We start from the raw sequence: 11,618 nt of genomic DNA, 5'->3' as shown, positions 1-11,618 counted from the left end.
GAATCGGTTCATCATCCGGCATTTCTCGCCCCCATGACGGCCCCTATGGTCGCAAAGGGGCAGGAATACGGCAATTTTCCCATGCCGATGCCCCAACGATGTCGATTTCGCCGATTGTATGTTAATGAGCAACTCCGTCGCGCCGGACCACTTTCAGGGCTGTCAGGAAAATGATCTTGAGGTCGAAGAAAAAAGAGCGGCGGCGCAGATAATCTTCGTCCAGCGCCACCTTCTCGGGGATCGGCAGTTCGTCGCGGCCGTTGACCTGGGCCCAGCCGGTCAGGCCTGGCAGCAAAGCATCGACACCGCGCTCCGTGCGCAGGGCTATGAGGTCGTGCTGATTGAACAGCGCCGGGCGTGGGCCGACGATGCTCATCTCGCCTTTCAGGATGCACCAGAGCTGCGGTAGCTCGTCGAGGCTCGACTTGCGCAGGAAGGAGCCGATCGGCGTCAGATAGATATTCGGGTCCTTCAGCAGATGGGTCGCGACCGCCGGCGTATCTGTGCGCATGCTGCGAAATTTCGGCATGCGGAAGATCTTATTTTTCCGGCCGACCCGATCCGACCAATAGAGGATCGGACCCGGCGAGGTCAGCCGCACTGCGAGAGCAACGATCAGGATCGGAATGAAAAAGATGATGGTCGCGGCGAGAGCGGCGAGAAAATCGAAAAGGCGCTTGGCGATCGTATAAAGCATCGTCTCTTATCGTTGCATCGCCCTCTGGTCTCAGGGTGATGAAGGTCGTCATTGCCTGTGCATCTCATATTGAGATTCTAAGCACAACCATACACCGCAAGATTCCCCGCCCTTGTTCCGAGCGAGTATCCCGTGCAAAGCATGTCTCAGCTAATCTTGGTGCAGACAGCGGAGGCAGTGCACGGATGATCCTGGTGACGGGTGCGACGGGTTTTGTCGGACAGGCTCTGTGCGCGGAGCTTTCCCGCCGGCGGATGGAGTATCGGCCGGTCAGCCGCGGCTCCCGCCCGGGCTTCGTCGCCATCGGGGCTATGGATAGCCACACGGATTGGTCCGATGCACTTGCTGGCGTCGATACCGTCATGCATCTGGCGGCCCGCGTCCATGTCATGAACGAGAGTGCCGCCGATCCGTTGGCCGCATTTCGCGCCGTCAATGTCAATGCAACGGTCAACCTGGCGCGACAGGCCGCAGGCGCCGGCGTGAAGCGCTTCGTCTTCCTGAGCTCGATCAAGGTCAACGGCGAGGGAACAGTAGCGGGAAAGCCCTTCAGGGCCTCGGACGTGCCGCATCCGGAAGATGCCTATGGCCGCTCGAAGCTGGAGGCGGAGACGGCCCTGCTCGCGATATCAGCGGAAACGGGGATGGAGGTCGTCATCATTCGGCCGTCGCTCGTCTATGGTCCCGGCGTTAAGGCGAATTTCGCAAGCCTGATGAAATGGGCCGCACGACCGTTTCCCTGGCCGTTCGGTGCGGTTCGAAACCGCAGGTCGCTCGTTTATGTCGGCAATCTCGTCGATTTCATGCTGCTCTGCGCGAAGCATGCGTCCGTCGGTAACCGCGTCTTCCTGATCAGTGATGGCGACGATCTTTCGATCGGCCAGCTGATCGCCAAACTATCTCTGTCGACAGGGCGTAAGCCTTGGATACTACCGGTGCCGCCTGCGCTGCTCGAGGGATTTGCCGCAATTGTTGGGCGTCGAGCCGCCGCACAGCGATTGCTTGGCTCGCTTCAGGTCGATATGGGCGAGACGCGGGCGGTTACCGGCTGGTCGCCGCCTTACTCAGTCGAAGAAGGATTGGCGGCAACGGTCGCAGGTGCGGGGACGAAGGTGCGCTGAGTTGGTCTTTTAGGCTTACAGGCTCCAGACCGCATGGCCCTCCAATAGAGGATTTGCTCGATCGAGCGCCGCCTTCACGTCGACGACGACACCGTTTTCGCTCAAGAGATCGAGGATACCGGCTGCACCTTCGGTCAGATAAGATTTGTGGGGAACGGCAAGCACAAGGGCGTCGAGCTTGCCGAAATCCTTCAGCTCCATTAGGCGGATGCCATATTCCTCTTCGGCTTCACGGTGGCTTGCCATCGCATCGTGCACCAGCGGCTCCAGGCCGAACTGATGCAGTTCGCTGATAATGTCGGGAACGCGGCTGTTGCGCAGGTCGGGCACGTTCTCCTTGAAGGTCAGCCCGAATATGCCGATGCGCGCCCCGTTGATCGGCTTTTTCGCCGCGACCAGCATCTTGATGAGTTTCTGGGCAATGAAAGCACCCATGCCGTCATTGATGCGGCGGCCGGAAAGGATGACCTCGGGGTGGTAGCCGAGTTCTTCCGCCTTGGCCGTCAGGTAATAGGGATCGACGCCGATGCAGTGGCCGCCGACAAGGCCGGGAGTGAAGGGCAGGAAGTTCCATTTCGTGCGCGCCGCCTTCAGCACGTCGGCCGTGCGGATATTCATTTTCTCGAAAATGATCGAAAGCTCGTTCATTAGGGCAATATTGACGTCGCGCTGGGTATTCTCGATCACCTTGGCGGCTTCGGCCACCTTGATGCTGGGGGCGCGGTGGATGCCGGCCTCGACCACGGCGCCGTAGATCGCGGCGATCCTTTCCAGCGTTTCCGCGTCATCGCCGGCGACGACCTTCACGATGCGCTCGAAGGTGTGTTCCTTGTCGCCGGGATTGATGCGCTCCGGCGAATAGCCGACGTGGAAATCCTCGCCTTGGCGCAGCCCGGAAACCTCCGCCAGCACCGGGCCGCAGACGTCTTCGGTGACGCCGGGATAGACTGTGGATTCGTAGACGACGATCGAACCCTTGCGCAGAACCTTGCCGACCGTGCGCGAGGCCGAAATCATAGGCCGCAGATCCGGCTGCCGGTTCTGGTCGATCGGCGTCGGCACGGCGACGATAAAGATATCGCGATCCCTGAGATCCTCGATCTTGCTGGTGATGCGCAGTCCGCTCGACCGCAGCCGTTCGGTGGAAACCTCCCGGGTATCGTCCTCGCCCGCTTTCAGCGCGGAGACACGGGAGGCCTTTATGTCGAAGCCAACGACATCATGGAATTTTTCGGCAAGCGCAATCGCGACGGGCAGGCCCACATAACCGAGGCCGATAACGGCAATTTTTTCGTTCAACACAACATACCTCGAACACTCCGCCTGAATTAGCCCGAATACGAAGCGGATGTCAGCGCCTAATATTTGCCTTCAGGATCATTTCAGCTGTGGGTCGCATGAATGTGATGACCGGTCAGCGGCTTTGCAATGGCCCGGGCGTATAGCCTTGTCGCATATTGCGCCTCAGCTTTGACGCAGATGCATAGGATGCCTATCGAAACTTTCTGGTTTCGACCCCATTTATTTGGGTGAGACCTAATTTTTTCGGAAAGCGTGGTTCGCAATGCGAAACAGCTATCTCAAACATCTACGCACCCAGCGCGAGCAGCTTGAAGCCAAGCTCGAGCTGCATATAGCCCGCTATTGTTTCGGCGACGAAGAGGTGGACGACGGCACGGAGGCGGAGCTGCGGCAACGCATCGCGGAACTGTCTGATGAAATCACCGAACTTGAAACCCAATGGGGTGAATAGTCGGACGATTGCTGAACGCAGTCGCTGCCTTGCGAGCTTCGGTCGGTACTCGGTGCGATAGAAGGTGCAAGGAAGTCCTGTACGGGATTCAGTTGCCAATCCGCGAAGGGTGGATTGGCGAAGAGAGCCGCCGAATCCGTGGATACCGGTGCTTGGCAGGCCGAAAACGGCTGGCCAGCCGCGCAGGCTCCAGCCTTTATCAGGTCGTCAGCGGAGGCTTGATCGGTCATCAGCCTGATTTTCATCGCTTCATCCGGCGTAAGCAGCCGTATCGAACTCGGAGCGGCACTCATTGCCATGTCGAGGATCGACCGATCGATGCCCATTTCCTTGAAGTAAGCGAGAAATTTTGATCGCTGTGATTTCGACAGCGTCGTGCTGTCGCGCAGCCCGATAAACTTGCGGCTGATTTCCTGGCGACTGATGAGGCGCTTCTTGCCGTTAACGATCTGATATTTCATCCGGTAGAGTATCCGCTCCCGATCATAGGTCGTCTTGACTTGATGCACGCCTACGATACCGAAAGGGCTGATGACGCGTCTGACGCCGGCGGCCAGTACGAAAGGGCAGGCCGAGAAACATCTGGCGCCAGCGGAATAGACGACGCCTTTTGCGCCGGCGTGCCAGCCATCGCCACAGAGTGGCTGGTCGTTCGGGCAGGATCGAAGTCTCGTGCCGCCCACCGCCACCGACAGGCCGCGCTTTCGGATGATCTCCCCCATTTCCATCGCAGCCGCTACATTTCCGCCGGGCGAGTTCACGATTATGGGCAGCTTCCTGCTGCCGATACTGGCCAGAAGTTTGCGCAGATCGCCAGGAGATTTCGCATCGATCATGCCTTCTGCGGCAATCCAGTCGACGCAGCCCTCGGGTCGACAGCTGCCGGAGCCGGGATCGGCATGGACCAGCATGAACTGCATGGGTGCGCCCGGTACCTGAGCTGCTGCCATCGGCGCCAAGGTAAAGAGCGCTAGTCCTGCTGCAGCCCCTAGCCGACAGTTTTGGACAAGGAGGCGCGCAAGATGCGAGAAAACTACTGGAATCATGAAGCGATGCCTCCCAGCATCTTTGTGACAGACGGCCAGTAAAACACAACTCCGTTAAGCAAGTCGATGCAACCTTATCTGCAGCATGCCGTCGCCGTCCGGTTGGCGTTCCACGGCGGTGTTTCGTTTCGCGGCCACGCAAGTATCTCGACATTGACGGCTGTTCGGCGCGATAAGGTCGGAGACGATAAAAGCGCGCGAGGAGCCGATGAAGTCGAGCCTGCCTACACTTCTGAGCATCAATGGCGGTTATGTCGATACCGCCGGGTTCCTTGCCCTGCATGGACTGTTCACAGCGCATGTGACGGGCAATTTCGTCACGCTTGGCGCTTCCCTGGCGCTTGGAACCTCGGGTGCGCTGGCCAAGCTTCTGGCGCTGCCGACCTTCTGTGCCATCGTCATCCTCGCACGTCTCATTGGCGGCGAGCTCTCGCGGCGCAATCTGCCGACGCTGCGGATCATCCTGACGCTGAAATTCCTGCTACTCGCGTTTGCGGCGATCCTCGCTTTGCGCTTTGGCCCGTTCGGCGATGGAGATGGCTGGCAGCCGCTTCTGATAGGCATGACGCTTGTCGCCGCCATGGCCATTCAGACGACGGCGCACCGCATTCACCTCGGCTCGACGCCGCCGACGACGATGATGACGGGCACGACGACGCAGATCATGATCGACATCGCCGATCTGCTGCGAGGCGCCAAGGCGGAGGAAAAAGCGGCAATGAAAGCGCGGCTGGGCCGCATGGGGACTGCGGTCGGCGGTTTTGCCTTCGGTTGTGCGCTGGCGGCGGCGCTATTCTTGTTTGTCGGCATGGCCTGTTTCCTGCTGCCGCCGGTTCTGGCGCTTGCGGGAATTCTCATGCATACCGGCAAGGTGGAGGTGAAGCCGGCTTAGCTTTCGGCCTGGGCTTGCTCTTGATACTACCAATCTTGCTCCTTTCTTGCGCCTTGCAAGTCGGCTACAGCTCTCTAAGTGTAACCGTCGGATCGAACTGGTCCGTCGCGCTTTAGGCGGCAAATCCTTGTGAGTTAAGAAGGGATGGTCATGGCAGGAGAAACGGTGCTTGTGGTCGGCGGAGCCGGATATATCGGTTCGCACACATGTCTGGATCTGGCGAACAAGGGGTTCAAGCCCGTCGTCTACGACAATTTCTCCAACGGTCATCGTGAATTCGTCAAATGGGGTCCCGCCGAGGAAGGCGATATCCGCGATCGCGCCCGTCTCGACGAGGTGCTGGCCAAGCACAAGCCCGCCGCCATCCTGCATTTCGCCGCGCTGATCGAGGTCGGCGAGTCGGTCAAGGATCCCGTTTCTTTCTATGAAAACAACGTCATTGGCACGCTGACCCTGCTTTCGGCAGCCCAAGCGGCCGGTGTGAAGGCTTTTGTCTTTTCCTCGACTTGCGCGACCTACGGCCTGCCGCAGAGCGTGCCGCTGGATGAAAGCCACCAGCAGGTGCCGATCAATCCCTACGGCCGCACAAAATATATCGTCGAGCAGGCGCTCGCCGATTACGACCAGTACAAGGGGCTGCGCTCCGTCATCCTGCGCTATTTCAACGCCGCCGGCGCCGATTTCGAGGGGCGCATCGGCGAGTGGCATACGCCGGAAACCCATGCGATCCCGCTCGCCATCGACGCCGCCCTTGGCCGTCGCCAGGGCTTCAAGGTCTTCGGCAGCGATTATGATACGCGCGACGGTACCTGCGTGCGCGACTATATCCATGTGCTCGATCTTGCCGATGCCCATGTCCGTGCCGTGGAATACCTGCTTAATGGTGGCGATTCCGTCGCGCTCAATCTCGGCACGGGCACGGGAACGACGGTGAAGGAGCTGCTGGGCACGATCGAAACCGTGTCGAACCGTCCGTTCCCGGTTGAATATGTCGGCCGTCGCGAGGGCGATTCGACGACGCTGGTCGCCAACAACGACAAGGCCCGCGATATTCTCGGCTGGTCGCCGCAATATGATCTGACCGAGATCATCCAATCGGCCTGGAACTGGCATGCCAAGTCCAACCAGCACTGAACGGCGTTCTGTCGCCGGTGTTGGGAGTAAACGCCCGAACGTCCTGCTGATCTCAGCCGATCAATGGCGGGGAGATTGTCTCTCCGCCGTCGGGCATGAATGTGTAAAGACGCCGAATGTCGATGCGCTGGCGAAGGAAGGCGTGCTGTTCCGGCGGCATTATGCCGGAACGGCGCCCTGTTCGCCGGCGCGGGCGACGCTCTATACCGGCCTTTATCAGATGAACCATCGCGTTTGCCGCAATGGTTCGCCATTGGACGCACGTTTCGACAATATCGCGCTTGCCGCACGCCGGGCCGGCTATGATCCGACGCTGTTCGGCTATACCGACACCGCACCGGATCCGCGTGACCGCGATCCCCATGATCCGCATCTGACGACCTATGAGGGCGTGTTGCCGGGCTTTACGGCGCGGCAGCTTCTGCCTGAACATGAGAAACAATGGCTCTCCTGGCTGCGGTCGCGCGGCCATGCCAATGCCATCAGCCGCAATATTCATATTCCGGTCGGCGCCGAGCCCGGCGAAATTTCCAACAATGCGCCTGCCTATTCCAAGGACGAGACGCAGACGGCTTTCATGGCGGGCGAGTTCATCCGCTGGCTCGGAGAGCAGGATCAGCCCTGGTTTGCGCATGTTTCATTCCTGCGGCCGCACCCGCCTTTCTCGGTGCCGGAGCCGTATAACCGCATGTTCTCGGCGGCCGACGGCCCGGCTTTTGTGCGCGCTGCCGACCGCGAAACCGAGATGGCATCGCATCCTCTGCTCGCGTTCGGCTTACCCTTGATCGGCAAGGGCGGCTTCATCTATGGCGGCAAGGGCTCCATCGATGAGTGGACGCCGGAGGATTTTGCGGCGATCCGCGCCATCTATTACGGCATGATCGCCGAGGTCGACGCGCAGCTTGGCCGGATCTGGCAGGCATTGAAGGACGCCGGCGCCTGGGACGACACCGTCATCGTCTTTACCTCCGACCATGCCGAGATGATGGGCGACCACTGGATGCTCGGCAAGGGCGGCTTTTTCGACGGCAGCTATCATGTGCCGCTCGTTATTCGCGATCCCGGCCAGCCCGGCACGTATGGCCGGCAAGTGGAGCGTTTCACCAGTGCCGCGGATATTTTCCCGAGCCTGTGCAGCCGGCTTGGCGTCGCGCCGGTAAACCATGTCGATGGCGAAAGCCTGCTGCCGTTCCTCGCAGGATCCCAACCAACTCACTGGCGCGATGCCGCCTTCTGGGAGTTCGATTTTCGCGATATCGCCGAGGGTGTCCCGGAGCGGCATTTCGGCTTACGATCGAATGCCTGCAATCTGGTCGTCGTGCGCGATGAGCGTTTCAAATATGTCCATTGCGCCGGGCTTCCGCCGCTGCTCTTCGATCTGGCGAAGGATCCGACGGAGCTTTCCAATGTCGCCAATGACAGCGCCTACGCGGCGATCAGGCTTGCCTACGCCGAAAAGCTGCTTTCTCTTCGGGCGGAGCATCTGGACCAGACGCTCGCCTATACGGAGCTGACGGAAAAAGGGCCGGTGTCGCGCCGGCCCTGAATAATTTTAGCCGAGTGCGCCGAGGTAGTTCATCTTGCCCACCGCCAGGCCGCGGCTGCGCAGGATGTCGTGCGCCGTCGTCACGTGGAAGAAGAAATTCGGCAGCGCGAACTTCGCCAGATAATCCTCACCCTTAAAAACGATCTTGTTGCCTCCCGGCGTGATCGTCACTTCCCGCGTGTCACTGCCTTCCATCGTCGCCGGGGTAATCGTCGCCAGGAAATCCTGCGTTTTCTTCAGACGTTCGCGCAGGTCTGCGACCGTCGTCTCGTTATCTTCGAAGCGCGGCGCATCGATGCCGGCAAGACGGGCGATGGCGAGTTTCGCCGTATCGGAGGCGCGCTGGTACTGGCCGGAGAGCGGCAGCATGTCGTCGATCAGCCGTGCGGAAACGAGTTCCTCCGCCGCAACGCCTTTTTCCGCCGCATAGGCTTCGATCTTGTCGAGATAGGCCGAAAGGTTTTGCAGGCCGCGTTGAAAGATCGGGACCGAGAAACTGTACATCGAGGGCATGCGTGTTCTCCATTGCGGGGCCGCGGCGCGGCCGTTTGGTTACTGACATTCTACTCCGTTCCCATGTCGATGGAATAACCGTTCCATGGTGTCGGCGCCCGTATGTAGGGTTTGGCCGCCTTTTCTTACAGCAGCAGAGACGAGAAACTCGTCGTGGCCCGCGCCCCTTTCGGGGGCGAGAATTTGCTGTTGACCTTTGTCTTGAAAAATGGAATGAATATTCCGGATAAAGAATTTTACGGTTTGTTTGTTCCGTTTTCGATATGGCTGCCATGGGAGTGACAGCCGATTGAGTAAAGGCCCCGCGGTCGAAACCGGGGGCTCCGGCATTCAGGAGGGGTGTGGCCGGGCACCGTATCTGGGAGGAAAACATGAAGAAATTTATCCTTGGCTCTGCGATGGCGCTTCTGCTGTCGACCGCTGCCCACGCCCAAACCATCGGCGTTTCGATGGCTCTGTTCGACGACAACTTCCTGACGGTTCTGCGCAACGGCATGCAGGATTACGCAAAGGACAAGGGCGTCACCCTGCAGGTCGAAGACGCGCAGAACGATATTGCCAAGCAGCAGAGCCAGATCCAGAACTTCATCGCCAGTAAGGTCGATGCCATCATCGTGAATCCGGTCGATACCGACGCGACGGCCGCGATTTCCAAGCTTGCCGCCGATGCCAAGATCCCGCTCGTCTACGTCAACCGCGAGCCGGCAAACGTCGACAGCCTTCCGGACAAGCAGGCTTTCGTCGCCTCCAACGAACAGGAATCCGGTACGCTGGAGGCCAAGGAAGTCTGCCGGTTGTTGGGCGGCAAGGGCAAGGCCGTCATCATGATGGGCGAGCTTTCCAACCAGGCTGCCCGCATGCGCACCAAGGACGTCCATGATGTCGTGGCGACCGATGAGTGCAAGGGCATCAAGATCGTCCAGGAACAGACTGCCAACTGGCAGCGCACCCAGGGTGCTGACCTGATGACCAACTGGCTCTCCAGTGGCATCGAATTCGATGCCGTCATCTCCAACAACGACGAAATGGCGATCGGCGCCATCCAGGCGCTGAAGGCGTCCGGCAAGTCGCTGGACAAGATCATCGTTGCCGGCGTCGACGCCACGCAGGATGCGCTTGCGGCCATGCAGGCCGGCGACCTGAAGGTCACCGTGTTCCAGGATGCTGCCGGCCAGGGCAAGGGCGCAGTGGACGCCGCACTCAAGCTCGCCAAGGGCGATAAGATCGAGAAAAAGGTCTACATCCCCTTCCAGCTCGTCACGCCGACCAACGTCAAGGACTTCGTCAAGAAGAACTGAGGACGAAAGTGATCGACGGATGCGGGCTTGAAAGCCCGCATCCCTTGAAATCCGATCTGCCCGGGAGGGAAAAATGGTTGTGAGCCCATCCACCATGGCGGCGGTGCGCGCCAGCGGCGTTGTCCCCAATGCCACCTATCTGCTGAGCGCCGAAGGCATCCGCAAGGAATTTCCCGGCGTGGTCGCCCTGGACGACGTTTCCTTCCGCCTGAAGCGCGGGACGGTGCATGCGCTGATGGGCGAGAATGGCGCGGGCAAGTCGACGCTGATGAAGATCCTTGCCGGCATTTATATTCCCGATCAGGGCGAGGTACGTCTCAAGGGCGTCGAAATCCGGCTGAAGTCACCGCTCGACGCGCTGGAAAACGGCATTGCCATGATCCATCAGGAACTGAACCTGATGCCCTTCATGACGGTTGCCGAGAATATCTGGATCCGGCGTGAGCCGAAGAATCGGTTCGGTCTCGTCGATCACGCCGAGATGAGCCGCAAGACCGAGGAACTCTTCCAGCGCCTCAACATTTCCATCGATCCCGAGATCCAGGTCCGTGAGCTTTCCGTCGCGAGCCGGCAGATGGTCGAAATCGCCAAGGCGGTCTCTTATAATTCCGACGTGCTGATCATGGATGAGCCGACCTCGGCTCTGACGGAACGCGAGGTGGCGCATCTATTCCAGATCATCCGCGACCTGCGCGCCCAGGGCATCGGCATCGTCTATATCACCCACAAGATGAATGAGCTGTTCGAGATTGCCGACGAATTCTCGGTTTTCCGCGACGGCAAATATATTGGCACGCACGCTTCGACCGATGTGACCCGCGACGATATCATCCGCATGATGGTCGGCCGCGAGATCACGCAGATGTTCCCAAAGGAAGAGGTGCCGATCGGCGAAACCGTGCTGTCGGTCAAGGATCTGAGCCTCGATGGCGTCTTCTCCAATGTGTCCTTCGACGTCAGGGCTGGTGAAATTCTCGGCGTTGCCGGGCTTGTCGGATCGGGCCGCTCCAATGTCGCGGAGACCATCTTCGGCGTGACGCCCGCCTCGTCCGGCACGATCGAGCTTTTCGGCAAGAAGACCGAGATTTCCTCGCCGGCCGCAGCGATCCGCCACCGCATGGCCTTCCTCACGGAAGACCGCAAGGATACGGGCTGCCTTCTCATCCTCAGCGTGCTGGAGAACATGCAGGTCGCGGTGCTGCATGACCAGTTCGTGCGCGGCGGCTTCGTGCAGGAAGGCGCGATCGAAGAGGCCTGCGAGGAGATGGCCAGGAAGCTGCGCGTCAAGACGCCGAACCTTGATGAGCGCATCGAAAATCTTTCCGGCGGCAACCAGCAGAAGGCGCTGATCGGCCGGTGGATGCTCACCAATCCCCGCATTCTGATCCTGGACGAGCCGACGCGCGGCATCGATGTCGGCGCCAAGGCGGAAATCCACCGTCTCGTTACCGAAATGGCGCGCAACGGCGTCGCCGTGATCATGATCTCCTCGGAAATGCCCGAGGTGCTCGGCATGAGCGACCGCATCATGGTGATGCATGAAGGACGGGTCACCGGATTCCTGGATCGCGCGGAAGCAACTCAAGTGAAGGTGATGGAGCTGGCCGCGCAGTGACGC

At 59.9% G+C, this 11,618-nt stretch carries 10 protein-coding genes; 7 read left to right on the top strand and 3 right to left on the bottom strand.

Annotated elements, in window-relative coordinates; translation table 11 throughout:
* Window positions 1-121: 121 nt before the first annotated feature.
* Window positions 122-697, bottom strand: coding sequence for a sugar transferase (locus FHT73_RS15665; RefSeq protein ID WP_112607054.1), 576 nt, complete (start codon window positions 695-697; stop codon window positions 122-124).
* 185 nt (window positions 698-882) lie between these two features.
* Between FHT73_RS15665 and FHT73_RS15660 the strand changes: the two genes are divergently transcribed.
* Window positions 883-1,818: an SDR family oxidoreductase gene (locus FHT73_RS15660; RefSeq protein ID WP_183712797.1), complete on the top strand. Its 936-nt coding sequence runs from the start codon at window positions 883-885 to the stop codon at window positions 1,816-1,818.
* A gap of 15 nt (window positions 1,819-1,833) precedes the next feature.
* Here the strand turns inward: FHT73_RS15660 and FHT73_RS15655 are convergent, their stop codons facing one another.
* Entirely contained in the window at window positions 1,834-3,120 is a 1,287-nt protein-coding gene (locus FHT73_RS15655) for a nucleotide sugar dehydrogenase (protein ID WP_183712795.1), read from the bottom strand.
* Window positions 3,121-3,382: 262 nt separating this feature from the next.
* On the opposite strand from FHT73_RS15655, the gene FHT73_RS29510 reads away from it, so the two are divergent.
* From FHT73_RS29510 to FHT73_RS15635, 4 genes are all read left to right on the top strand, one after another.
* Complete coding sequence (locus tag FHT73_RS29510; RefSeq protein WP_075853439.1) at window positions 3,383-3,571, top strand: hypothetical protein; 189 nt, start codon at window positions 3,383-3,385, stop codon at window positions 3,569-3,571.
* A 1,254-nt stretch (window positions 3,572-4,825) separates the two neighbouring features.
* A complete protein-coding gene (locus FHT73_RS15645) occupies window positions 4,826-5,509 on the top strand; it encodes a DUF1275 family protein (protein WP_183712789.1) in 684 nt (227 codons plus the stop codon).
* 150 nt (window positions 5,510-5,659) lie between these two features.
* Window positions 5,660-6,643: a UDP-glucose 4-epimerase GalE gene (gene galE, locus FHT73_RS15640; RefSeq protein ID WP_112607052.1), complete on the top strand. Its 984-nt coding sequence runs from the start codon at window positions 5,660-5,662 to the stop codon at window positions 6,641-6,643.
* Window positions 6,621-8,189 (top strand): alkaline phosphatase family protein, encoded by a 1,569-nt coding sequence (locus FHT73_RS15635; RefSeq protein WP_183712786.1) that lies wholly within the window; start codon window positions 6,621-6,623, stop codon window positions 8,187-8,189. The genes galE and FHT73_RS15635 overlap by 23 nt, the downstream gene beginning before the upstream one ends.
* Window positions 8,190-8,195: 6 nt before the next feature.
* Here FHT73_RS15635 and FHT73_RS15630 read toward each other — a convergent pair whose 3' ends face one another.
* Window positions 8,196-8,702, bottom strand: coding sequence for a DUF1993 domain-containing protein (locus FHT73_RS15630; protein ID WP_183712783.1), 507 nt, complete (start codon window positions 8,700-8,702; stop codon window positions 8,196-8,198).
* Window positions 8,703-9,073: 371 nt separating this feature from the next.
* Between FHT73_RS15630 and FHT73_RS15625 the strand changes: the two genes are divergently transcribed.
* Together FHT73_RS15625 and FHT73_RS15620 are read left to right on the top strand one after the other, a co-directional pair.
* Window positions 9,074-10,000: a sugar ABC transporter substrate-binding protein gene (locus FHT73_RS15625; protein WP_112336142.1), complete on the top strand. Its 927-nt coding sequence runs from the start codon at window positions 9,074-9,076 to the stop codon at window positions 9,998-10,000.
* 73 nt (window positions 10,001-10,073) lie between these two features.
* Window positions 10,074-11,615: a sugar ABC transporter ATP-binding protein gene (locus tag FHT73_RS15620; protein WP_183712780.1), complete on the top strand. Its 1,542-nt coding sequence runs from the start codon at window positions 10,074-10,076 to the stop codon at window positions 11,613-11,615.
* Window positions 11,616-11,618: the final 3 nt, after the last annotated feature.

Source organism: Rhizobium sp. BK098, from assembly GCF_014193155.1.
In the GTDB taxonomy this organism is placed as follows: Bacteria; Pseudomonadota; Alphaproteobacteria; order Rhizobiales; family Rhizobiaceae; genus Rhizobium.
The sequence above is the reverse complement of the archived record's forward strand: the minus strand, read 5'-3'. Positions and strand labels throughout refer to the sequence as shown.